Source organism: Rhodanobacter umsongensis (genome assembly GCF_042654965.1).
GTDB classification, from domain to species: domain Bacteria; phylum Pseudomonadota; class Gammaproteobacteria; order Xanthomonadales; family Rhodanobacteraceae; genus Rhodanobacter; species Rhodanobacter umsongensis.
The window spans coordinates 373,218-394,975 of record NZ_JBHSMK010000003.1 but is presented as its reverse complement, the minus strand read 5'-3'; the positions used below and the strand labels follow the sequence as shown (position 1 = coordinate 394,975).

At 67.6% G+C, this 21,758-nt stretch carries 22 protein-coding genes; 16 read left to right on the top strand and 6 right to left on the bottom strand.

Annotated elements, in window-relative coordinates:
- Positions 1-62: 62 nt before the first annotated feature.
- The 5 genes from prmA to ACFPME_RS07015 all read left to right on the top strand — a co-directional run bounded on the left by prmA (position 63) and on the right by ACFPME_RS07015 (position 4,849).
- Positions 63-962: a 50S ribosomal protein L11 methyltransferase gene (prmA, locus tag ACFPME_RS07035; protein WP_377303513.1), complete on the top strand. Its 900-nt coding sequence runs from the start codon at positions 63-65 to the stop codon at positions 960-962.
- Positions 963-1,031: 69 nt separating this feature from the next.
- Positions 1,032-1,883: a zinc-ribbon and DUF3426 domain-containing protein gene (locus tag ACFPME_RS07030; protein ID WP_377303511.1), complete on the top strand. Its 852-nt coding sequence runs from the start codon at positions 1,032-1,034 to the stop codon at positions 1,881-1,883.
- A gap of 296 nt (positions 1,884-2,179) precedes the next feature.
- Positions 2,180-2,377 (top strand): helix-turn-helix domain-containing protein, encoded by a 198-nt coding sequence (locus ACFPME_RS07025; RefSeq protein WP_377303509.1) that lies wholly within the window; start codon positions 2,180-2,182, stop codon positions 2,375-2,377.
- A gap of 67 nt (positions 2,378-2,444) precedes the next feature.
- On the top strand, positions 2,445-4,055 hold the full coding sequence (gene purH / locus ACFPME_RS07020) for a bifunctional phosphoribosylaminoimidazolecarboxamide formyltransferase/IMP cyclohydrolase (protein ID WP_377303507.1): 1,611 nt from the start codon (positions 2,445-2,447) through the stop codon (positions 4,053-4,055).
- An 83-nt stretch (positions 4,056-4,138) separates the two neighbouring features.
- Positions 4,139-4,849 (top strand): glutathione S-transferase, encoded by a 711-nt coding sequence (locus tag ACFPME_RS07015; RefSeq protein ID WP_377303505.1) that lies wholly within the window; start codon positions 4,139-4,141, stop codon positions 4,847-4,849.
- A 10-nt stretch (positions 4,850-4,859) separates the two neighbouring features.
- Here ACFPME_RS07015 and ACFPME_RS07010 read toward each other — a convergent pair whose 3' ends face one another.
- Positions 4,860-5,291 carry an EamA family transporter gene (locus tag ACFPME_RS07010; RefSeq protein ID WP_377303503.1) on the bottom strand — a complete coding sequence of 144 codons (432 nt, stop codon included), beginning with the start codon at positions 5,289-5,291 and terminating at the stop codon, positions 4,860-4,862.
- Between the two features lie 76 nt (positions 5,292-5,367).
- Positions 5,368-5,877, bottom strand: coding sequence for a DUF2782 domain-containing protein (locus ACFPME_RS07005; RefSeq protein WP_377303501.1), 510 nt, complete (start codon positions 5,875-5,877; stop codon positions 5,368-5,370).
- Between the two features lie 91 nt (positions 5,878-5,968).
- On the opposite strand from ACFPME_RS07005, the gene polA reads away from it, so the two are divergent.
- From polA to ACFPME_RS06990, 3 genes are all read left to right on the top strand, one after another.
- Positions 5,969-8,722: a DNA polymerase I gene (gene polA, locus ACFPME_RS07000; RefSeq protein WP_377303499.1), complete on the top strand. Its 2,754-nt coding sequence runs from the start codon at positions 5,969-5,971 to the stop codon at positions 8,720-8,722.
- Between the two features lie 331 nt (positions 8,723-9,053).
- Positions 9,054-9,275, top strand: coding sequence for a hypothetical protein (locus ACFPME_RS06995; RefSeq protein ID WP_377303497.1), 222 nt, complete (start codon positions 9,054-9,056; stop codon positions 9,273-9,275).
- Between the two features lie 69 nt (positions 9,276-9,344).
- Positions 9,345-11,669 carry a 3'-5' exonuclease gene (locus ACFPME_RS06990; protein WP_377303495.1) on the top strand — a complete coding sequence of 775 codons (2,325 nt, stop codon included), beginning with the start codon at positions 9,345-9,347 and terminating at the stop codon, positions 11,667-11,669.
- A 177-nt stretch (positions 11,670-11,846) separates the two neighbouring features.
- Here the strand turns inward: ACFPME_RS06990 and ACFPME_RS06985 are convergent, their stop codons facing one another.
- From ACFPME_RS06985 to ACFPME_RS06975, 3 genes are read right to left on the bottom strand one after another with little or no spacing between them, the layout of a single operon-like run.
- The gene (locus ACFPME_RS06985) at positions 11,847-13,103 is read right to left on the bottom strand and encodes a heme biosynthesis HemY N-terminal domain-containing protein (RefSeq protein ID WP_377303493.1); all 1,257 of its coding nucleotides are present in this window, start codon (positions 13,101-13,103) and stop codon (positions 11,847-11,849) included.
- Positions 13,100-14,263, bottom strand: coding sequence for a uroporphyrinogen-III C-methyltransferase (locus ACFPME_RS06980; RefSeq protein WP_377303491.1), 1,164 nt, complete (start codon positions 14,261-14,263; stop codon positions 13,100-13,102). The genes ACFPME_RS06985 and ACFPME_RS06980 overlap by 4 nt, the downstream gene beginning before the upstream one ends.
- A 57-nt stretch (positions 14,264-14,320) precedes the next feature.
- Positions 14,321-15,091 (bottom strand): uroporphyrinogen-III synthase, encoded by a 771-nt coding sequence (locus ACFPME_RS06975; protein ID WP_377303489.1) that lies wholly within the window; start codon positions 15,089-15,091, stop codon positions 14,321-14,323.
- Positions 15,092-15,181: 90 nt separating this feature from the next.
- On the opposite strand from ACFPME_RS06975, the gene ACFPME_RS06970 reads away from it, so the two are divergent.
- The 3 genes from ACFPME_RS06970 to ACFPME_RS06960 all read left to right on the top strand — a co-directional run bounded on the left by ACFPME_RS06970 (position 15,182) and on the right by ACFPME_RS06960 (position 16,658).
- Positions 15,182-15,655, top strand: a complete 474-nt coding sequence (locus ACFPME_RS06970; RefSeq protein ID WP_377303487.1) for a YiiD C-terminal domain-containing protein — start codon at positions 15,182-15,184, stop codon at positions 15,653-15,655.
- 70 nt (positions 15,656-15,725) lie between these two features.
- Positions 15,726-16,139 carry a hypothetical protein gene (locus tag ACFPME_RS06965; RefSeq protein ID WP_377303485.1) on the top strand — a complete coding sequence of 138 codons (414 nt, stop codon included), beginning with the start codon at positions 15,726-15,728 and terminating at the stop codon, positions 16,137-16,139.
- 72 nt (positions 16,140-16,211) lie between these two features.
- On the top strand, positions 16,212-16,658 hold the full coding sequence (locus ACFPME_RS06960; RefSeq protein ID WP_377303483.1) for a rhodanese-like domain-containing protein: 447 nt from the start codon (positions 16,212-16,214) through the stop codon (positions 16,656-16,658).
- Between the two features lie 60 nt (positions 16,659-16,718).
- Here the strand turns inward: ACFPME_RS06960 and ACFPME_RS06955 are convergent, their stop codons facing one another.
- A complete protein-coding gene (locus ACFPME_RS06955) occupies positions 16,719-17,786 on the bottom strand; it encodes a 2Fe-2S iron-sulfur cluster-binding protein (protein WP_377303481.1) in 1,068 nt (355 codons plus the stop codon).
- A 63-nt stretch (positions 17,787-17,849) separates the two neighbouring features.
- Between ACFPME_RS06955 and ACFPME_RS06950 the strand changes: the two genes are divergently transcribed.
- The 5 genes from ACFPME_RS06950 (at position 17,850) to ACFPME_RS06930 (ending at position 21,707) form a co-directional block, all read left to right on the top strand.
- Positions 17,850-18,290: a hotdog fold thioesterase gene (locus tag ACFPME_RS06950; protein WP_377303479.1), complete on the top strand. Its 441-nt coding sequence runs from the start codon at positions 17,850-17,852 to the stop codon at positions 18,288-18,290.
- Positions 18,291-18,372: 82 nt separating this feature from the next.
- The gene (locus ACFPME_RS06945) at positions 18,373-19,335 is read left to right on the top strand and encodes a serine/threonine protein kinase (RefSeq protein ID WP_377303477.1); all 963 of its coding nucleotides are present in this window, start codon (positions 18,373-18,375) and stop codon (positions 19,333-19,335) included.
- Between the two features lie 105 nt (positions 19,336-19,440).
- A complete protein-coding gene (locus ACFPME_RS06940) occupies positions 19,441-19,980 on the top strand; it encodes a DUF1190 domain-containing protein (RefSeq protein WP_377303475.1) in 540 nt (179 codons plus the stop codon).
- Positions 19,980-21,164, top strand: a complete 1,185-nt coding sequence (locus ACFPME_RS06935) for a glutathionylspermidine synthase family protein (RefSeq protein ID WP_377303472.1) — start codon at positions 19,980-19,982, stop codon at positions 21,162-21,164. The genes ACFPME_RS06940 and ACFPME_RS06935 overlap by 1 nt, the downstream gene beginning before the upstream one ends.
- 105 nt (positions 21,165-21,269) lie before the next feature.
- Positions 21,270-21,707 carry a hypothetical protein gene (locus tag ACFPME_RS06930; RefSeq protein ID WP_377303470.1) on the top strand — a complete coding sequence of 146 codons (438 nt, stop codon included), beginning with the start codon at positions 21,270-21,272 and terminating at the stop codon, positions 21,705-21,707.
- The last annotated feature ends 51 nt before the right edge of the window (positions 21,708-21,758 follow it).

Here is a 21,758-nt window from a genome sequence, read left to right as displayed (position 1 = left end):
CGACGCATGAGAGCGCCGCTTCCTGCGGGCTGCCGCAGAATCAACGCTGTCGAAGACCACCCATGCCTTTTCTCGAACTTTCCCTGATCGTCCGCATCGAACAGCAGCCCGGCGCGGAAGAATCGCTGGACGATCTGGGCGCCCTGTCGATCACCTTGCAGGATGCCGATGCAGAGACACCGGACGAGCAGGCCATCTTCGAGCCGGGCGTGGGCGAGGTGCCGCTGTGGCCGACGATCACGCTGAACGCGCTGTTCGATGAGCACGCCGATCGTCGCGGCCTCGCCGAGGCGCTCGGCGAACTGTTGCCGTGGCTGGAGCCGGACCAACTGACGTTCCGCGATGTCGCCGACCAGGACTGGGAGCGCGCATGGATGGACCAGTTCGAACCGATGTCGTTCGGTCGGCGGCTGTGGATCTATCCGTGGAACATCGAGCCACCCGCCGAAGACGATTCGGTAGTGGTGCGCCTCGACCCCGGCCTCGCCTTCGGCAGCGGCACCCATCCGACCACGGCGCTGTGCCTGGAATGGCTGGACGGCCTCGACCTTGCCGGCAAGACGGTCACCGACTTCGGCTGCGGCTCCGGCATCCTGGCCATTGCCGCATTGAAGCTGGGTGCGGCCAGCGCGGTCGGCGTCGACAATGATCCGCAAGCGCTGATCGCATCGGCCGACAATGCCGAACGCAACGGCGTTGCCGATCGCCTGTCGGTATACCTGCCTGGGGATCACGTCGCGGTACCGGCCGATGTGTTCATCGCCAACATCCTCGCCGGCCCGCTCGGCGAACTGGCGCCGACCTTCGCCGCGGCCGCCAAACCCGGCGCGCCGTTCGCGATCTCGGGCATCCTGGTCGGCCAGCAGGACGAGCTGCTGCTGCGCTACGCCGAATGGTTCGACGAGCTGCGCGTGGACACGCGCGAGGACTGGGTACGCATCAGCGGCCATCGCCGCGCCTGAATCGATCGGCCGAAAGGCCCATGCGACCAGCCTGCTAAGCTTGCCCGATACCGATTCAAAGCGGCCTGCATGTATACACAATGCCCCGAATGCCTGTCCGTGTTTTCGCTCGATGCGGCGACGCTCGCGAAAGCCCACGGCCATGTCGTGTGCGGACATTGTGACGCCGGCTTCGACAGTCTTGCCACGCTGACCGAGCAACTGGTGCCCGAGCCGTTCGTCGAGCTGCCGGTGAACGAGCCGGCGTTCGAACCACCCTGCCTCGACCTCGTGGTGTACCGGCCACGGCCGGATCCGCCGGCGGTGGCCGACGGCGACATCGGGGCCGTCGACAAACCCGTCGAGGATTTCTCGCAACTGGTGTTCTCGCCGCGTTTTGCGCGCGAGGCGCGTGCACGCCAACCGGCGAGGTTGCACCGGCAAGGTCATCGCCAACGCGCACGAGCGTCCGGCGAACGGCGCTGGCCATGGGTAGTCGCCTGCATGGCGTTGCTGCTGCTGCTTGCGGTGCAGCTGGCCTGGGCCCAGCGCGATCCGCTGATCCGCAACCCGACCATCGGTCATTGGCTGCGCGGCAGCTGTGCCGTGCTCGGGTGCAACCTGCCGCTGGTCGCCGCACCGCAGCAACTGCAACTGCTCGCCAGCAACGTGCAGGCCCATCCCAGCGTGGCGGGTGCCTTGATGATCAGCGCCAGCGTGCGCAACGATGCGGTTTTCGCCCAGCCGTATCCGGTACTGACCATCACGCTGTCGAACGCCCAAGGACAACGGCTTGTGATGCGTCGGTTGCAACCGCGTGAATATCTGGACGACAGTGCGATTCGCCAGCGCGGCATCGCGCCGGGTGCCAGTGCCGTGTTGCTGCTGGAGGTCGAAGACCCGGGCGACCAGGCCGTAGCGTTCGAATTCACCTTCGAATAATTGCGCCGGTACTTAAAATTATCGCCGCACGCGGGTAGACTCGACCCCTCGCGCAGACTGCCGAATGGCATTCGATACACGCCGCGACTGCAGACCAGCCATAAACCACAGGCAGCGGCCCCGCGCAGCCGCCGCTTCGTACGTGAGGGAAGATGCCCGTGAACGCCGTAAGACTGCCTGTTGCCGAGGCCGCAAAACCGACCTCGTCGCATAGCGCAGGCGCACAAGCTTCCAGCCCTCAGAACGGTGCCGGCTCAAGTAGCGCCAGTGCGTTGAGTGAATGCGTTGCGCGCACGGTGCGCCGCTACCTTGCGGACATCGGCGACACTCCCTGCACCGAGGGCCTGCACGCGCTGGTGTTGCGCGAGGTCGAGACGCCGCTGCTGCGCGAGGTGCTGGCGTTCCACGATGGCAACCAGAGTCGCGCCGCCAGCGCGCTCGGCATCAACCGCGCCACCTTGCGCAAGAAGCTGGCCGCGCACGGCCTGCTGTAACTCCCGCCAGAACCGCCGCCCATCCGGACGGCTATAATGATCGGCTTTCCCTCCATGGAAACCGCTCATGCGCAGCCCTCAGCTCGTCACGGTCCGTCGCGCCCTGCTCAGCGTCTCCGACAAGGCCGGCCTGATCGATCTGGGTCGGCGCCTCGCCGCCAGGGGCATCGATCTGCTCTCCACCGGCGGCAGCGCGAAGGCGCTGCGCGAGGCCGGCATCGCGGTCACCGAGGTCACCGACCTCACCGGTTTTCCCGAGATCATGGACGGCCGCGTGAAGACGCTGCACCCGAAGGTGCACGGCGGCCTGCTCGGCCGCCGCGGCACCGACGACAAGGTGATGGCCGAACTCGGCATCGCGCCGATCGATTTGCTGGTGCTGAACCTGTACCCGTTCGAAGCCACCGTCGCCAAGCCCGATTGCACGCTGGAACAGGCGATCGAGAACATCGACATCGGCGGCCCGGCGATGCTGCGCTCGGCGGCGAAGAACTGGAGCGACGTCGGCGTGCTGACCTCGCCGGAGCAGTACGAGAGCGCGTTGGCCGAAATCGAAAGCCAGGGCGGCCTCACCCGCGCGACCCGCTTCAAGCTCGCGGTGGCCGCGTTCAACAACGTGTCCAGTTACGACGGTGCGATCAGCGACTACCTGTCCGGGCTGGAACTCAACGACGCGCAGGACGCGATCGCCGGCCATGCCACCTTCCCGGGCCAGGTCAACGGCCGTTTCGTGAAGCTGATGGACCTGCGCTACGGCGAGAACCCGCACCAGCAGGCGGCGTTCTACCGCGACCTGTATCCGGTGCCGGGCACGCTCGCCACTTTCCGCCAGTTGCAGGGCAAGGAGCTGTCGTTCAACAACATCGCCGACGCCGACGCGGCGTGGGAGTGCGTGCGCAGCTTCGTGAAGCCAGCCTGCGTGATCGTCAAGCACGCCAACCCGTGCGGCGTGGCGGTGAGCCTGGACGGCATCGGCAAGGCCTACGACCTTGCGTTCCAGACCGACCCCACCTCCGCGTTCGGGGGCATCATCGCGTTCAACCGCGAGGTCGATGGCGCCACCGCGCGCGCGATCGTCGAGCGCCAGTTCGTCGAGGTGGTGCTGGCGCCGGGCTACGCGGACGACGCGCTGGCCGCGTTCAAGAAGAAGGGCAACGTGCGCGTGCTGGTGATCCCGTTGCCGGCCGACGGCGACCTGCTGGCCGCGCATCCCGGCAACAGCTCCAAGCGGGTCGGTTCGGGCCTGCTGATCCAGAGCGCCGACACCGGCATGATCACGGCCGCTGACCTCAAGGTGGTCACCCGCCGCGCGCCCACCGAAGCGCAGATCCACGACCTGATCTTCGCCTGGAAGGTGGCCAAGTTCGTCAAGTCCAACGCCATCGTCTACGCCCGCAACCGCCAGACCATCGGCATCGGCGCCGGCCAGATGAGCCGCGTCTACAGCGCGAAGATCGCCGGCATCAAGGCGGCCGACGAGAAGCTCGAGGTGCGCGGCTCGGTGATGGCCAGCGATGCGTTCTTCCCGTTCCGCGACGGCATCGACGCCGCCGCGGCCGCGGGCATCAGCGCAGTGATCCAGCCCGGCGGCTCGATGCGCGACGCCGAGGTGATCGCCGCCGCCGACGAGCACGACATGGCGATGGTGTTCACCGGGATGCGCCATTTCCGGCACTGAGGCAGCCTGCGGGAGCGCGAGCTCGCTCACACCCCGTAGAAGTCACTCGCCCCAGCATTGAGGCCTTCGCAGCGGAGGCCGCCATGCATTACGAGCTGTATTACTGGACCGGTATCCAGGGCCGCGGCGAATTCGTGCGGCTGGCCCTGGAAGATGCCGGCGCCGACTACGACGACGTGGCGCGCGTGCAGGGCGATGACGCCATCGTGCGTTACCTCGATGGCGCCCACGAAGGCGCATTGCCGTTCGCGCCACCGTTCCTCAAGGCGGGCCGGCTGGTGATCGCCCAAGTCGCGAACATCCTGCAGTATCTCGGCCCGCCACTTGGCCTGGTGCCGGAGAGCGAAAGCCGGCGGCTGTACGCGCATCAGCTGCAGCTCACCATCAGCGACCTGGTGGCCGAGGTGCACGATGCGCACCACCCGATCGCCAGCAGCCTGTACTACGAGGACCAGCGCGCCGAAGCGCAACGGCGTGCGGCTGATCTGCGCCAGACGCGGCTGCCGAAATTCCTGGACTACTTCGAGCAGGTGCTCGAGCGCGGCGGTGGCCGCCATGCCTTGCGCGAGCACTCCTACGTCGACCTTTCGCTGTTCCAGCTGATGGCCGGACTGGATTACGCATTCCCCCGCGCGATGCAGCGGCTGGCGCACCAGTTGCCGTTCCTGCATGCGCTGAAACAGCATGTCGCCGAACGGCCACGTATCGCGGCGTATCTGGATTCACCCAGGCGGCTTCCGTTCAACGAGAGCGGCATCTTCCGCCATTACCCCGAACTCGACGATCCGCGCTGACCGGCATCGCTCAGAACAGCGCGATCACCATCGCGCCGGCAACGATCAGCACGCCGCCGATCAGCAATGGCCAGCTCGGCCGCTCACCCAGGAACACCAGCCCCAGCACGATCGCCAGCGCCACGCTGAGCTTGTCGACCGGCGCCACCTTGCTCACCGGCCCCAACTGCAGCGCACGGTAGTAGCACAGCCACGACAGCCCGGTGGCGATGCCGGACAACACCAGGAACAGCCAGCTGTGCAGCGGCAACCCGGTGGGTTTGGCCCACTCGTTGCGCAGGCTGAGGATGCCGGCGGTGACGGCCAGGATCACGATGGTGCGGATGAACGTGGCAAGGTTGGAGTTGATGCCGACCACGCCGAGCTTGCCGAACAGTGCCGTCAATGCCGCGAACAGCGCCGAACCGAGCGCAAACAGCAGCCAGCTTTCACGCAATTGCATGGGCGCGGCCCTCCGCTCGATGCCGATCCGGAACCGTCACGGCGCCGGGCGCCATTGACGGCGTACGCCGAATGACTCAGTTGCCGCCGTCGTCCTGCGCCGGCGCAGTCGATTCCTCGGCGGGCGGCTTGCTCTTGCCCCACTCCAGCACCTTGTACATCACCGGCCCCACCGGCTTCTTGCCGTGCTCGTCGACCAGCCGGCCCTGGGGGTCGACCATGTACGTCTGCTCGATGCCGTTCTTCGGAGTCACCACCACCATGTAGACGCGGCCATTGCGGCTGTATTCCTGGATGCTGTTGTCGCCTTCCTGGCGCACCTTGATCAGCGGCAGCGATTTGTCGCGCCTGGGGCGCGCGGCGCGATCGTCCTGCATCGCGGGCAAGGCCTGCGGCTTCAGATCCAGCGGGCCGGAGGCCGGAGTCGCTTTGGCCGTTGCAGGCTTCGCCGCCTGCACACCCGGATCGTTGATGCCGGGCGGTGGCGGCACATTGGCCGACGGCGCCGATTGCGCGAACGCAGCGGAGAAGGACAGGCTTGAAGCGAACACGACGCTGGCGACAGCCAGCAAGGCAGCGTTTCTCATGACAGCACCTCGATCGGGGAGCCGAGCATAGCAGTGCTCCACGCGGGCTTCCGTGAAGCGCGGCATTCCGCCCTGCATGCGAGAATGGCGCATGGCCAAACTCATCCTCATCGACGGCTCCTCCTATCTGTATCGCGCGTTCCACGCGCTGCCGCCGCTCAGCAACGCCCGCGGCGAGCCGACCGGCGCGCTGTTCGGCGTGGTCAACATGCTGCGCGCGACGTTGAAGGCCAAGCCCGAGTACCTCGCCTTTGTCAGCGACGCGCCCGGCCCGACCTTTCGCGACACGCTGTACGCACAATACAAGGCGCATCGCCCACCCATGCCGGACGATCTGCGCGCCCAGGTCGAACCGATGCTGGCCATCGTCGGTGCACTCGGCTTTCCGATCCTGCGGGTTCCTGGGGTCGAAGCGGACGACGTGATCGGCACGCTGGCCGTGCAGGCGCAGGCCCTGGGTATCGAGGTGCTGGTTTCCACCAGCGACAAGGACATGGCGCAGCTGGTCAGCCCGCACGTCACCCTGGTCAACACCATGAGCAATACGATGATGGACCGCGACGGCGTGATGGCCAAGTTCGGTGTGCGGCCGGAGCAGATCGTCGACTTCCTTACCCTCACTGGCGACACCGTCGACAATGTGCCCGGCGTGTCCAAGTGCGGGCCCAAGACGGCCGCCAAGTGGCTGGCCGAATACGGCACGCTGGACGGGGTGATCGCCAACGCCGACAAGGTCGGCGGCAAGATCGGCGAATGCCTGCGCGAGGCGCTGCCGCTGCTGCCGCTGTCGCGCCAGCTGGTGACGATCAAGACCGACGTGCCGCTGGAATTCGGTCCCACCGACCTGGCCCAGCGCGACCCCGATACCGCGCAGCTGCGCGAGCTGTATGCGCGCTATGAGTTCAAGGCGGCGCTGAAGGATCTGGACGCCGCCGAGCAGGCAACGGGAATCGTGGAGCAGCCGACGGGAGAGGCCGGGGCCGTCGAGCCGGCCGTCCTGTCGGGGCCTGTCGCGGTCATTGATGCCGCCTTGTCCGCTCCCGGCGACTACGAGCTGGTCACCACGCTGACCCAGTTCGATGCCTGGCTGGAAAGACTGCGCGATGCGGAGCTGATCGCCTTCGATACCGAGACCACCAGCATCGACGCGATGCGCGCGGACATCGTCGGCATCAGCTTCGCCGTGCAGGCGGGCAAGGCCTGCTACATCCCGCTCGGTCACGATTATCCCGGCGCACCGAAGCAACTCGACCGCCACCACGTACTGGCCGCGCTGAAACCGGTCTTCGAGGACCCGACGCGGCCGAAGCTCGGCCAGCATGCGAAGTACGACATCAACATCCTGTCGAACTACGGCATCGCCGTGCAGGGTCTGAAACACGACTCGATGCTGGAATCCTACGTGTGGAACGCCACTGCCACGCGCCACGACATGGATTCGCTGGCGAAGAAGTATCTCGGCTACGAGACGATCAAGTACGAGCAGGTCGCCGGCAAGGGCGCGAAGCAGATCTCGTTCTCGCAGGTGGATCTGGACACCGCCTGCCGTTATGCCGCCGAGGACGCCGACATCACCTTGCGCCTGCACCATGCGCTGTGGCCCAAGCTTGATAGCGTGCCGGCACTGCGCAAGGTCTACGAGGAGATCGAGATCCCGCTGGTGCCGGTGCTGGCCGCAATGGAACAGCGCGGCGTGCTGATAGACGGCGACGTGCTGCGCCGGCAGAGCCAGCAGCTGGGCAAGCGCATGCTGGAGTTGCAGCAGCAGGCCCATGCGGTGGCCACACACGAGTTCAACCTCGATTCGCCCAAGCAGTTGCAAACCGTGCTGTTCGACGAACTGGGCCTGCAGGCGAAACTGAAAACCCCCACCGGGCAGCCGTCCACCAACGAGGAAGCGCTGGAAGCGATCGCCGACACACATGAACTGCCGCGGCTGATCCTCGATTACCGCAGCCTGGCCAAGCTGCGTTCCACCTATACCGACAAACTGTCCAGCATCGTCAATCCGCGCACTGGCCGGGTGCATACCAGTTACCACCAGGGCTCGGTGGCGACCGGGCGGGTCTCCTCGTCCGATCCGAACCTGCAGAACATTCCGGTGCGCACCGAGGAAGGCCGGCGCATCCGCCAGGCATTCATCGCACCACCGGGATGGCAGGTGCTGGCGGCCGACTATTCGCAGATCGAGCTGCGCATCATGGCGCATCTGTCCGGCGACGAAGGCCTGCTGCGCGCGTTCCATGCGGGCGGTGACGTGCATCGCGCCACTGCAGCGGAAGTGTTCGGCGTGCCGCCGGAAGAGGTCACCACCAACCAGCGCCGCGCCGCCAAGGCGATCAATTTCGGCCTGATGTACGGCATGAGCGCGTTCGGGCTGGCGCGCCAGCTCAGCGTCGATCGCGGCGAAGCGAGCGATTACATGGGCCGCTACTTCTCGCGCTACCCGGGTGTACGGGCCTTCATGGAGGCCACGCGCGAGCAGGCGCACCGCAACGGCTATGTAGAGACCATCTTCGGCCGCCGGCTGTATCTGGAAAACCTCACCTCGCGCAACCAGGGCCTGCGCCAAGGCGCGGAGCGCGCCGCGGTGAACGCGCCGATGCAGGGCAGCGCGGCCGACATCATCAAGCGCGCGATGATCGCCGTGGCGGCATGGCTGAAAGATCGCGACGATGCCCACATGCTGATGCAAGTGCACGATGAACTGGTGTTCGAAGTGCGCGCGGACGCGGTCGACGAAGTGCGCGCGGCGGTGGTCGAGCGCATGTCCGGCGCCGCGGAACTGGCGGTGCCGCTGGTGGTCGATGTCGGGGTAGGTGCGAACTGGGACGAAGCCCACTGAAGCACCTGCGCGGAACAGCCACAACAACAACGACTTGCCGGTTAATTTTTCATGAGAATGAATCATTCCTAAATTTCATGGGAAATCCTGCAACTTTTCCCTCGAATCGCGTACTAACACTACGGATGCACGCAACGGCATCCATGGCGGGTTCACCTCCCTGAGCCCGCCACGGACATGAACCTCTCCCCTGGGTCTTCATGTCCGTCCCGCCCCGGAGGCTCCCCCTAGCCTCCGGGGCTTTTTTTGTTTTGACCGCGCAGCAGCATGTACATTTCGTGCACAGGGGCGCCCGGCATACTCGGGCCACATCCACCAAGGGGGAATAACCATGCGCGCAGGGCTTCTTATCGCCGGCATCATCTTGTTGATCGCCGGCATCTGGGTCACCGTTGGCAATGGCAGCTACAAGCAGACCGACACGGTGGCGCAACTCGGGCCAGCCAAGATCGAGGCTACCCATACCAAGGCCGTTCCGCAGTGGCTCGGCATCGCCGGCATCGTAATTGGCGGCCTGCTGATCATCGGCGGCATCGCCAGCAAGAACCGCTGAACAACTCATCGATACGGAAAACCGCCGCCTCCGCGGCGGTTTTCTTTTGCGCCCACTACAATGAAGCGGATGGATGTCTCGTACCTGATCGATCCGCTCAATGAAGCCCAGCGTGAAGCTGTCTGCGCCCCGCCCGGCCACTATCTGGTGCTGGCCGGCGCCGGCTCCGGCAAGACCCGCGTACTCACCCACCGCATCGGCTGGCTGACCCGGGCCGAGCACGTGCCGCCGTGGGCGATCCTCGCCGTCACCTTCACCAACAAGGCGGCTGGCGAAATGCGCGCGCGACTGGAAGCGTTGATCCCCGGGGCAACCCAGGGGCTCACCGTGGGCACATTCCACGGCATCGCCCATCGGCTCCTGCGCCGGCACTGGCGCGAGGCGGGTCTGCCCGAAGGCTTCCAGATCCTCGATTCGGACGACCAGCTGCGGCTGGTCAAGCGCGTGATCGCCGGGCTGGGCCTTGACGACGCGAAATATCCGCATCGCCAGGCCGCCTGGCAGATCAATCACTGGAAGGACGAGGGCAAGCGTCCGGACGGCATCGAGCATCGCGATCATCCGGTTACGCATACCTTCGTCAAGATCTACCAGGCCTACGAGGACGCCTGCCGCCGCGCCGGCCTGGTCGACTTCGGCGAACTGCTGCTGCGCGCGCACGAGCTGTGGCTGAAGAATCCCGCCGTGCTGGAGCATTACCAGCAGCGCTGGCGGTACCTGCTGATCGACGAATTCCAGGACACCAACACACTGCAATACGCGTGGATCCGCGTACTCGCCGGCAGCACCGGCAAGGTCTTCGCAGTCGGCGACGACGACCAGTCGATCTACGGCTGGCGCGGCGCCAAGGTCGAGAACATGGCGCAGTTCCTGCGCGACTTCCCCGGCGCGCGCACGATCAAGCTGGAACAGAACTACCGCTCCACCTCGACCATCCTGAAGGCCGCCAACAGCGTGATCCAGCGCAACGCCAGCCGCCTCGGCAAGGAGCTGTGGACGGCCGGCGAGGACGGCGAACGCATCGCGTTGTACGCCGCCTACAACGAGCAGGACGAGGCGCGCTTCGTGATCGAGCGCATCCGCGAATACATCGCCGAACACGGCCAGGCGAAGGACTGCGCGATCCTGTACCGCTCGAATGCGCAATCGCGCAATTTCGAGGAGCAGCTGATCCAGCGCAACATCAAATACCGCGTCTACGGCGGCCAGCGCTTTTTCGAGCGCGCCGAGGTCAAGGACGCGCTGGCCTATCTGCGCCTCACCGCGAACCGCCACGACGACGCGGCATTCGAGCGTGCGGTGAACACGCCGCCGCGCGGCATTGGCGACCGCACGCTGGATGCATTGCGTCGGCGCGCGCGCAGCGACAACACCTCGATGTGGGAATCGGCACTGGTCGAGTTGAGTGGCGGCAGTGAACTCGCCGGTCGTGCGAAGAATGCGGTGAAGGCATTTCTGGTGCTGATCGACGGGATGGCGAAGGCGTTCACTGGAGCGGGGAACGGGGAGCGGGGAGCGGGCAACGTCACCGCCGACGAAACCGACACCGAACCCGCTTCGATCACATCAGGCGACAGCGAAGAGCAGGCATCAGCCGCATCGCTTCCAATCCCCCGTTCCCCATTCCCCGCTGCCTGTCATCTGACCCTCGCCGAACAGATCGACCACGCGATCACCCACACTGGCCTGCGCGACTTCTACGAGAAAGACTCGCGTGGAAACGCCGAGTCGCGGGTGGAGAACCTGGACGAGCTGGTCAACGTGGCCAGCCGCTTCGAGCGTACCGCCGAGGACATCGATGCCGGCCTCAGCGAGCTGTCCGCGTTCCTGTCGCACGCCACCCTGGAAGCCGGCGAAAACCAGGGCGAGGCGTGGGACGACTGCGTGCAACTGATGACCCTTCACTCGGCCAAGGGACTGGAGTTTCCGGTGGTGTTCCTGGTCGGCATGGAGGAAGGCCTGTTCCCCAGCCAGCGCTCGGTCGACGACGAGGGCCGGCTGGAAGAGGAGCGCCGGCTCGCCTACGTCGGCATCACCCGCGCCCGCGAGAAACTCATCGTCACCCACGCCGAATCGCGCCGCATGCACGGCACCGAGATGCTGGCGCGACCCTCGCGCTTCCTCGGCGAGATGCCGGCGGAATTGATCGACGAAGTGCGCCCGCGCGTGCACGTCACCCGGCCCCTCTACGCCGGCCGGCCCGCCGACATCTCACCCTCACTCGAAGAAAGCCTCCCCGTGAAACTCGGCCAGCGCGTCAGCCACCCCAGCTTCGGCGAAGGCGTGGTGATCAGCGCCGAGGGCAGCGGCGTGCACACGCGCCTGCAGGTGAATTTCGAGGGCGCCGGCAGCAAATGGCTGGTGGCGGCGTACGCGAACCTGACGGCGTTGTAACGCAGCGCGGCAGAGGACTCGGTTCGCATCCACAACACCGCGTTGCCGCATTGAAAGCCGTGCTCCACGACCGCGATGCGTTATCCCCGGTACGCGCGGTTCGCCGCGGGCGGGACGAGGGACGCTGCGCGATGGATTCAGGCCCCCTCGCCGTGCCGGCCTGCTTCGGGCCGGAACCTATTCGCGCAACCGCGGCACGCCGTGCACGTCCCGTTCCTCGATCGCGATCGGATGCGTGTCGGGTTGGCCGCTGCGCGCACCCTGCGCCAGTGGCGCAATGGTTTCGCCGCGTCCGAACGCCAGCGCGTTGCGATAGCAGCGCTGCGCCTGCGCGGGATCGCCTTGCCCGGCGAAGACGTCACCGAGTGCTTCCCAGGCGGCCGCACCAGGCACCAGCGCGAGCGAGCGTTCGAGATGCTGGCGCGCCTTGCCCCACAGTTTCAGCCGCACGCACATGCGCCCGAGCGTGAGCAGCAGGGTGGCGTCGTTCGGATGCGCGTCGAGCCAGCTTTCGGCGCGGCGCAGGCGGGCCTCGATGTCTTCGCCGGACAGCGTGCCGTAGGTTTCGATGAGCAGCGGCGACCACTCGCGCCGCAGCGCGGACTCGACCTCGTCCATCGCCGGCAGCGTCAAGCCGAACGAGGCTGCGCGGCGGGCATAAGCGTCGATCACCGCCGGTGCGCGGCGCTGCGTCTTGGGCAACTGCGACCACAGCGCGTTGAGTGCAGCCCCGTCTGCGGCGGCGTTGATGGTGGCGACCAGCACCTGGGCCTCCAGCGCTGCATAGGCGCGGCCACCGAGGGCGCCACTCTTCTGCAGCGGTTCGAGCGCGGCACGCGCGCGCCGCAGGTCGCCGTTGGCCAACGCCGCCAGCACCAGCTCGCGCCAGCCGCCCGGGCTCAGCGTGCCCTTGTCCGATTCCGGCGCCAGCAACGCCAGCGCCTCGGCCGACTTGCCATCGCGGCGCAGTACGCGGGCACGCAATACGCGGGCGGCCTGCGGTGAGGACTGCGCGGCCTGGTTCAATGCCTCCAACGCACGGCCATGTTCACCGCGGCGCGAGGCGGCCTCGGCCGAGGCGAGCAGCGCCGGGCCGCGCAGGCTGTCCAGCCGCGCGGCACGGTTGAGATCGCGTTCGGCGTCGCCGTGGCGCCCTTCGATCAGCGCCACCAGGCCTTCACCCAGGCGCTGCTGGCTGACCCGCCGATGGCGCCGCGAGAACGCACCGAATGGCCAGCGCAGCAATCGCCACAGCACGCCGAGCAGGGCCCACGTCAACAGCAGGATGGCGACCGCGGCGACCACCGTGGTTTCCACCCGCCAACCCCGCAGGCGCAGCAGGACGTAGCCCGGATCTTCCGCCACCCAGTGCCAGCCGAACGCGGCCAGCGCGGCGACGACCACCAGCAGGAGGATCGCGCGCCAGAGCTTCATCGCCGGGCTCCGCCCGGCGGCGCAACCGTGGCGGCGGCAGCCGGGGCGGTGCCGTCGCCCGCCGGGCTGAGGGCATGCACGCTACGCAGGTTGCGCAGCTCCGTCAGCGCCGCGCCCAGCTGCACCGGCGCGCCGGCCGGCAGCTGGGCGGCGAGCTGCCTGAGCGTGTCGCGCGCCTGCTGCACCGCCGGCGCGTTGCCGTCGAACTGGCTGGCGAGACTGGCGTCCACGCGCTGCAGCGCGGCGGCATAGGCCTTGCTGTCGTAAGCCAGCAGCGCCGCCTGCGCCTGGGCCAGATCGAGCGCGGCCAGCTCACGTGCGAAACGTGCATCCGCCACGGCCAGTGGCGCGCCGTTGTCGCGCTGCACGGTGACCACACGCGCCAGCGCGCGGCCGATGCGCGACCACGCATCCGTGGGTTGGCTGCTGTTCGCCGTGTCGAGTGATTTCAGCGGCAGCCGATCAAGGCTGCCGCGCAGTTCGGCAAGCTGCTGCAACGCGCTGGCCTGGCTGGCCGGCTGATTCTTCGCCAACGCCTCGCGTTCCGCGCCGATGCTCTGGCGCAGGCCACCGAACGCGCTGTCGTTCACTGCAGCCAGCGTCCGATCAGCCAGCGCATAAGCCGCAGCGGCGCCCTGCGCGTCGTGGAACAGCGTGTAGCGTTCGCTGGCCATGCGCAGCAGCGATTCGGTTTCATCCAGCAGCATCGCGTCGTGGCCGGACAGGCTCTTCTCGGCCAGCTTCGCCACCGCATCTTCGAGGTTGCGGGTGCGCTCGGCCTGACCCAGCAGCTCCTCGCGCAGCGAGCGGTTGACCGCCGCGGCATCGGCGAGCCGCTGATCGAGGCTGCTGCGTTCGCCGCTGATCGTGCCCAGGGTGGCTTCCAGCGATGCCACCCTCGCATGCAGGTCGATCGCATCCCGCACCGCCGTGCTGACGCCCTGCTCCTGCTGCCACTGGCGCCAGCCGATGTAGCCGCACGCGCCCACCGCGAGCAGCGACAGCAGCACCGCCAGGGCCAGGCTGCCGCCGCCGCGCGGGCGCGGCGCGGGTGCCCGGACATCGCGCATCGGACGTGTCGGCAGCGGGTCGACCAGCAGCGGGTCGGGTCGTGCGCCCTTGGGCGCGGCGGGCTCGTTCGGCTTGTCTACGTTGCTCATTCGCGCATGCTAACAGGCCATGCGATCGGGCCCGTAGCATGATCGCGTGAAGAAGGATCAGTGCGCGCGCATCGCGGCAGCGAGCAGGTCGGCCGACAACGCCGAGTCGGCGCGCACGGTACGCGTGAAACCCGCAGCACGCGCCATGGCATCGAGTCGTTCGCTGCTGACCACGGCGGTCGCCGCACACAGCCGCGCCCAGGCCGGTGGCGGCAACAGCTCGCGCAGGTTCTGCAGTGCTTCGACGCTGGACAACAACACCCGCGCCGACACGGGCAACTGCAGCAATGCGTCCACGTGCCGGCGGTCCAGCCGCGGCGGTGCGCGGCGATAGACGTGCAGCTCGCGCAGCCGGGCGCCGCGTGCGGAAAGTTGTTCGCGCAGCACGCCGCGGCCGCCGGGCGCGCCGATCAGCGCGAGGCGACGACCCTGCAGTTCGTGCAGGGCAGGATGCTCCAGCAGACCCTCGCTGTCCTGGCGCGACGGCGTCAGCGGAGCGGCGACGCCATGCCGCCGCAGGGCGCGCGCGGTGCCCTGGCCCACCGCCAGTACGCTTGCCACGGTCGCCAGGGGCAGCAGTGCCGCGGCGTGACGCACCGCTGCGGGACTGGTGAAGATCAGCAGATCATCGGCCAGCGCGGCCCGCAGCCCGGCGCGCGCCACCGCCGGATCGGCCGCGCCGCGCAAGGCCATGCCCGGCAGCAGCAGCGGCACGCCGCCCAAGGCCCGCACCCGGCGCGCCAACGCCGTCGCGGTACCGGCGGGCCGCGTGATCACCACGATCCGGCCGCCCAGATCCGTCTTGCCCGCTGGAGATTGTCGCTGCATCCGCGCACCACACTCCGGTCATTGCCATGGCCGCAGTGTAACGGTCGCCCTACACTGGGCGGTCTTCCCTCCCCTTGGACCCCGATCACCGTGAGCACGACCGACGACACCACCGAGCAGGCGCAGCAGCTGATCCAGTTCATCCGCAACGAGATGCCGCTGGCCCATGCGATGGATCTCCAACTGGTCCATAGCGACGACGACATGCTCAGCCTGCTGGCCCCGCTGGGGCCGAACGTCAATGACAAGGGCTGCGCGTTCGGCGGCAGCCTGGTCAGCCTGATGACGTTGAGTGGCTGGGCGCTGGTGGAGATGGCGCTGCGCCGGTATGGCCACGATTGCGACGTGTTCGTGGCCGAGTCCAGCGTACGCTACCTCTCGCCGCTGTGGCAGGACTTCCGCAGCGAGGCACGGCTGGCCGCGACCGCCAGCTGGACCACGTTCTTCAACACCTTGACCACGCGCGGCCGCGCGCGCATCGAGATTGCCTGCGTGGTACCGGGCGATGACGGCAAGCCCGCCGCCACCCTGAGCGCCCGTTTCGTCGCCAAACGACGTGACTGAATCCGGCCCGGTGAATGGTCGACGTGCGCTTGAGGCAGAATGGGCGCGTATCCATCGGGGGAGAACCATCATGCGCCGCATACCGAGCATCCTCGTCGCGCTGTCCGTGCTGCTGCTGGGCGGCTGCGCCACCAAGACCCGCAGCGATGCGCTGACCACCACGATCACCGCCTACGGCAGCACGCTGCGCTGGGGCGATTTCCAGAGTGCCGCGCAGTTCATCGAACCCACGTTGCGCGCCGCCCATCCGATCAAGGCGCTGGACCTGGCGCGCTACCAGCAGATCCGGGTGACCGAGTACGACAACGGCGCCGGCCCGGTGCCCACCGGCGATTTCGACGTGCAGCAGACGGCGCAGATCAGCCTGGTGAACATACATACCCAGTCCGAACGCACCATCGTCGATCACCAGACCTGGCACTACGACGAGAAGACCAAGCACTGGTGGCTGACCAGCGGGTTGCCGGACATCACGCAGAACTGAACCGCCGCGCGCAGTACCCGTATAATCGGCGGTTTACCCGATCGGCGCGGTCAACGCGCCTGTGGACTGACGATGAACGATTTCCTGCACAAGCTGCCCGAATTTATCGGCAATCATGTGGCCCTTGCGGCCCTGTTCGTGGTGCTGCTGGTGGCGTTGATCGTCATGCAGGTCGCCATGCTGTTCAGCAAGACCCGCGAGCTGAGCCCGGCCGGCCTGACCGGCCTGATCAACCGCGACAGCCCGCTGCTGATCGACCTGTCGTCGCTGGCCGACTTCGAGAAGATGCACGTGCCCGGTGCCCGGCACGTGGCAATGAGCCAGTTCGATCCGGAAAAGAAGGATCTGGCCAAGGCGAAGGAGCTGCCGGTGGTGGTGATGGACAAGGACGGCCGCGGCAACTCGGTCAAGGCCGCGCAGCGGCTGGTCAAGGCCGGCTTCACCAAGGTGCATACGCTGGGTGGCGGCGTGCTGGCATGGCATGCGGCGCAGTTGCCCGTTGCCAAGGGCAACAAGTAGACGCGCGATCGCGAATGCCTGCCGCGCACCGGGCCCGGCCACGCAAGCCGTGGCTCGCCCTCAACCCTGTCGATCGTGGATGCCCGCACGCGCCGCGATGATCTGCGCCAGCACGTCGGGCGCGTACTCGAACGAGTCGTAGTACAGACGCTCTTCCGGCAACCCCGCATCGAGAAACCGCTGGTGCGCCGCGTCGATCATCGCCGGCGGCCCGCCCATGTACACGTCGAAGCTGGACAGGTCGGGGTGGTCGATAAGTACGGCCTCATGCACCAGTCCCGTGCGCAGGCCCGCCGCCTGCCCGCCAGGCAGGGGATCGGACACCACCGCGTGGAACTGCAGGTTCGGCAATTCGGCGGCCCAGCGTTCGGCCAGCGGACGCAGGTACAGATCCGCCGCGGTGCGTGCGCCCCAGTACAACTGCATCGGCCGGCGCGTGCCCAGCGCGATGAAATGCTCGACGATCGCCTTGACCGGCGCGAAGCCGGTGCCGCCGGCCACGAACAGCATCGGCCGCTCGGAATCCTCGCGCGGCACGAAGGTGCCCAGCGGACCCTCGACGCGCAGGTGATCACCCACCTTCAGCGCATCGTTGACCCATGAAGTGAAGCCGCCGCCGGCGACATGCCGCACATGCAGTTCGATCATGCCATCCGCCTGCGGGCCGTTGGCGATCGAGAACGGTCGCCGCTTGCCGTCCTCCAGCAGCACATCCAGATACTGACCCGGCAACCGGTTGAGCCGGCGTTCGCCATGGGAGGGCAACAGGCGCAAGCCGGTCACGTCCGACGCCAACTGCCACTTCTCGGTCACCACCATGCCGAGCTGGCGCCGCGCGATGTCCTCCACCGAGGTCACCTCGCGCGCCTCCAGCAAGAGGTCGCTGCTCGGCACCGCCTGGCACAACAGCACCGCGTGCTGCGCCAGCGCGCTGGCACTCAGCGCCAGCGGCGGATTGCGCGGGTAGTCGCAATGCCCCTGCAACAAGGTCGCCTTGCAGCTGCCGCAGACACCGGCGCGGCAGGAGTACGGCAAGGCCACGCCCGCCCGTTGCGCCGCCTCCAGCACGGTTTCTCCGGGTGCCACCGAGAACTGGCGACCGGAGGATTTGAGAGTGACGGTATGCACCAGGCACATTGTCGCGATGATCGTAGCGGACAACAATGCGGGCTCGCACCGAAGGAATCAACGATGAGTCTCTGGAAACAGCCCGCCGACCTCGCCCGCATCAACGCCTGGAGCGCCAACACCATGATGGAGACGCTGGACATCCGCGTCACCGCGATCGGTGACGACTGGCTGCAGGGCACCATGCCGGTCGACCATCGCACCCATCAACCGTACGGGCTGCTGCATGGTGGTGCCTCGGTGGTGCTGGCCGAGACGCTGGGCAGCACGGCCGCCATGCTCACGCTGGATCCAGAAAAGGAATTGGCGGTCGGGCTGGACATCAATGCCAACCACCTCCGTGGCGTGCGCAGCGGCACCGTCACCGGCACCGCGCGTGCGCTGCACGTCGGGCGCACTACCCAGGTGTGGGAGATTCGCATCGAGAGTGAAGATGGCGCACTGGTATGCATCTCGCGCATCACCATGGCGGTGATCGCTGCGCGTACCGCGGGGCTGCGTTGAACGCGGCTGCTCCACGCGCCGATCCTCTCCTCAATCCTGTCCTCGGCGGGGAGAGCCGGCGAACACAAAGAGCCGTTCTTTCATGACGGCCGACGCGCCCTACGCCCGTCTTACGCCCGATCTGGTGCTGGACGCCGTCAGCGCCTGCGGGCTGTGGCCGGACGGCCGCTTGCTGGCGCTGAACAGCTACGAGAACCGCGTGTGGCAGATCGGACTGGAACAAGTTGGGCTGGAGCCGACGTCGCCGGTCATCGCGAAGTTCTACCGGCCCGGCCGCTGGAGTGACGCGGCCATCATCGAGGAGCACAGCTTCGCGCAGGAGCTGGCCGACGCCGAACTGCCGGTAGTCGCGCCTCTCTGCTTCGATGGCCAGACGCTGCTGCGGCACGGCGGCTTCCGCTACGCGCTGACGCCGCGCCGCGGCGGTCGCGCGCCGGAACTGGAAGCGCTCGATCAGCTGCAGTGGCTGGGCCGCCTGATCGCGCGCATGCATGTCGTCGGCGGGCAGGCGCCGTTCGTGCATCGCGGCAGGCTCGATCGCGACACGATGGCGCGGCAGCCGATGCAGGCCGTGCTGGGGTCGTCGCTGCTGCCGGCATCGCTGCAGACAAATTATCGTGCGGCGGCGATGCGGCTCGACGCCGCCATCGGCGCACGCCTGGAAGCAATCGGCCCGGTGCGGCAACTGCGCCTGCACGGCGACTGCCACCCCGGCAACGTGCTGTGGACCGACGCCGGCCCGCACTTCGTCGATTTCGACGATGCGCGAACCGGGCCAGCCGTGCAGGACCTGTGGATGCTGGCCGGCGACGAGCGCGCGATGAAAGCGGTGCTCGAGGGCTACCAGCAGTTTCGCGATTTCGACCATGCCGAGCTGGCGCTGGTCCCGGCGCTGCGCGCCATGCGCCAGTTGCACTATGCCGGCTGGATCGCGGCACGCTGGCACGACCCGGCGTTCCCCGCCGCGTTCCCGTTCGCCGCCGAATCGCGCTGGTGGGAACAACACGTCGCCGACCTGCACGAATTGGCCGACCAGCTCGAATAGCCAACCGCAGAGCGGCTGTGACGATTGCGCACGCCGGGCCCGCAGGAGCTTTCATCCGCACGGGCAAGCAGGCATGCTTGGGCTGAATCCCGCGCGAGTGTCCCCATGAAGCGATCCCAGACCGCCGCCCTGTGGCTGATGAGTGCGGCCCCGTTGCTGCTGACCGCCTGCGACCGCAGCGATAGCGCGTCGCGCGAAGGGCTGTACACCTCGGTCGAGGCCTGCGTGGCGCAGACCAACGACAGCAATACCTGCCAGCAGGCGTTCGCCAAGGCCAAGCAGGACGCCGTCGCCTCCGCGCCGCGCTTCGCCAACCGCGAAGCGTGCGAGGCCAGCTACGGCAAGGAGCAGTGCGCCGAGCGCAACGATGGCGCCAGCCATTCGTTCTTCGGCCCGCTGATGACCGGCTTCTTCCTGTCGCAGATGATGTCGCGCAACGGCGTGGCCGCGAACGGCTTCAACAGCGCGCCGGCGTTCCGCGACGGCAATGGCGGCTGGCAGCGCCCGGCCACCGGCGCCGGCGGCGTCTACCGCGGCGGCGCCGGTACCGCGATGGTGCCGGTCAACGCCACGCCGAACCGAGCGGTCACGGTCAGCCGTTCCGGCTTCGGCACGTCCGGCAGCAGCCGCGGCATCGGCGGCTGATGCGCCGGGTCGCCACGGCCGAGCGCCCCGACTGGCGCGCCAAGGCTGCCGCGTGCGGCTTCGGTTTCCACACCATCGACGACGCGCCGTACTGGGACGAGTCGGCCTACTACGCGTTCAACCTGCGCGAGATCGAGGTCGACATCGAGACGCCCAGCGAGGAGCTGCACGCGATGGCGCTGGACATGGTCGAGCGCATCGTGGGCAGCGAACAGCACATGCAGCAGCTGGCGATCCCGGAACCGTACCGCGACTGGATCGCGCAGAGCTGGCGTGAGCGCCAGCCGCACCTGTACGGCCGCATGGACTTCGCCTACGACGGCACCGGTCCGGCCAAGCTCTACGAATTGAACTACGACACGCCGACCTCGCTGTTCGAGGCCGCGTTCTTCCAGTGGCAATGGCTGGAAGACCAGCTTGCACGCGGCCGGCTGCCGGCCGGCAGCGACCAGTTCAACTCGATCTACGAATCCCTGGTGGAAGCGTTCGGCACGATCGCACGTGGCATCGCGCGGCCGTTCCACTTCGCCGCAGTGCGCGACTCGGTGGAGGACCAGGGCACGGTCGCCTACCTGCGCGATTGCGCGCTGCAGGCCGGCATCGACTGCGGCGTGCTGGCGATCGAGGACCTCGGCATCTCCGCCGACGGCCGCTTCACCGACCTCGACGACAACGTGATCGGCTGCCTGTTCAAGCTGTATCCGCTGGAGGATATGTTCCGCGAGTCGTTCGGCCAGCACCTGCCGCGCTCCGGCCTGCAGCTGATCGAGCCGCCGTGGAAGGCGCTGCTGAGCAACAAGGGCATCCTGCCGCTGCTGTGGGACGCCCATCGCGGTCACCCGAACCTGCTGCCGGCCGCGTTCGACGACGGCGGCGAGCTGCCGCGCGGCTGGGTGCGCAAACCGCTGCATTCGCGCGAGGGCGCCAACATCGCCATGCACCTGGATGACGGCCGCGAGTTGCGCACCGACGGCCCGTACCGCGATGGCCCGTGCATCCGCCAGGCCTGCCATCCGCTGACCGCTTTCGACGGCCACTATCCGCTGATCGGCAGCTGGGTCGTCGGCGACCGCGCCTGCGGCATCGGCATCCGCGAGGACAGCTCGCTGGTCACCCAGGACAGCGCCCGCTTCGTGCCGCACGCCATCATCGCCGAGGAAGCGCGCGGCGTACTGATCGCCTGAGTCGCGTACGGCCCGCCAACGAACTGGCATGAAATATCCCGACGCCCCGCGCAGATCGCATCGGTTCCGCTCAGCTAAGCTTGCGTTTTTTGAGCGAGGCCACCCGTGCGCCATATTCTCTTTCGCCTGATCGGCATCCTCGAAATCGCCGGCGGCCTTTACGGCGTGGCCGCAATGCTGCACCGACTGCTGCCGTTCGGCTCCGCCCACGACAGCGTGCTCGCGTTGATCGGCCTGGCGCTGTACGGCTTTGTGCTCGCCGCCGGCGTGCAATTGATCGACGGCAGCGATCGCGGCGTGCGCATGTCGAGCTGGGCGCAGTTGTTGCAGTTGCCGCTGATCGCACTGCCGGTCTTCAGCTACGCGTTGCACTGCGGTGCGTTCGTGAATGTGTTCGCCACCTTGCAAGCGACGCCGCGGCTGGGCATCGACTGGCACTTCGGCAGCCAGGGCTTCGTGCTGGCAGTGGCCGGCCCGTCCGTCTCGCGGCTGGGCATCAACCTGCTGGCATTGCTGTCGTGGCTGGTGCTGCGCCTGCGCTGATAACGCTTCCCCCTTGCACTGCCTGCCGGGGACAAGCGAAGCACCAGCTAT

What these genes read in the sequence shown, in the direction of transcription:
- prmA (WP_377303513.1), top strand. Translation starts at nt 63, where the DNA reads ATGCCTTTTCTCGAACTTTCCCTGATCGTCCGCATCGAACAGCAGCCC.
- ACFPME_RS06940 (WP_377303475.1), top strand. Translation starts at nt 19,441, where the DNA reads ATGAAGCGATCCCAGACCGCCGCCCTGTGGCTGATGAGTGCGGCCCCG.
- ACFPME_RS07015 (WP_377303505.1), top strand. Translation starts at nt 4,139, where the DNA reads ATGCATTACGAGCTGTATTACTGGACCGGTATCCAGGGCCGCGGCGAA.
- ACFPME_RS06935 (WP_377303472.1), top strand. Translation starts at nt 19,980, where the DNA reads ATGCGCCGGGTCGCCACGGCCGAGCGCCCCGACTGGCGCGCCAAGGCT.
- ACFPME_RS06995 (WP_377303497.1), top strand. Translation starts at nt 9,054, where the DNA reads ATGCGCGCAGGGCTTCTTATCGCCGGCATCATCTTGTTGATCGCCGGC.
- ACFPME_RS06980 (WP_377303491.1), bottom strand. Translation starts at nt 14,263, where the DNA reads ATGAGCAACGTAGACAAGCCGAACGAGCCCGCCGCGCCCAAGGGCGCA.
- ACFPME_RS06960 (WP_377303483.1), top strand. Translation starts at nt 16,212, where the DNA reads ATGAACGATTTCCTGCACAAGCTGCCCGAATTTATCGGCAATCATGTG.
- polA (WP_377303499.1), top strand. Translation starts at nt 5,969, where the DNA reads ATGGCCAAACTCATCCTCATCGACGGCTCCTCCTATCTGTATCGCGCG.
- ACFPME_RS06985 (WP_377303493.1), bottom strand. Translation starts at nt 13,103, where the DNA reads ATGAAGCTCTGGCGCGCGATCCTCCTGCTGGTGGTCGTCGCCGCGCTG.
- ACFPME_RS06965 (WP_377303485.1), top strand. Translation starts at nt 15,726, where the DNA reads ATGCGCCGCATACCGAGCATCCTCGTCGCGCTGTCCGTGCTGCTGCTG.
- ACFPME_RS07030 (WP_377303511.1), top strand. Translation starts at nt 1,032, where the DNA reads ATGTATACACAATGCCCCGAATGCCTGTCCGTGTTTTCGCTCGATGCG.
- ACFPME_RS06990 (WP_377303495.1), top strand. Translation starts at nt 9,345, where the DNA reads ATGGATGTCTCGTACCTGATCGATCCGCTCAATGAAGCCCAGCGTGAA.
- ACFPME_RS06975 (WP_377303489.1), bottom strand. Translation starts at nt 15,091, where the DNA reads ATGCAGCGACAATCTCCAGCGGGCAAGACGGATCTGGGCGGCCGGATC.
- ACFPME_RS06950 (WP_377303479.1), top strand. Translation starts at nt 17,850, where the DNA reads ATGAGTCTCTGGAAACAGCCCGCCGACCTCGCCCGCATCAACGCCTGG.
- ACFPME_RS07005 (WP_377303501.1), bottom strand. Translation starts at nt 5,877, where the DNA reads ATGAGAAACGCTGCCTTGCTGGCTGTCGCCAGCGTCGTGTTCGCTTCA.
- purH (WP_377303507.1), top strand. Translation starts at nt 2,445, where the DNA reads ATGCGCAGCCCTCAGCTCGTCACGGTCCGTCGCGCCCTGCTCAGCGTC.
- ACFPME_RS06945 (WP_377303477.1), top strand. Translation starts at nt 18,373, where the DNA reads ATGACGGCCGACGCGCCCTACGCCCGTCTTACGCCCGATCTGGTGCTG.
- ACFPME_RS07010 (WP_377303503.1), bottom strand. Translation starts at nt 5,291, where the DNA reads ATGCAATTGCGTGAAAGCTGGCTGCTGTTTGCGCTCGGTTCGGCGCTG.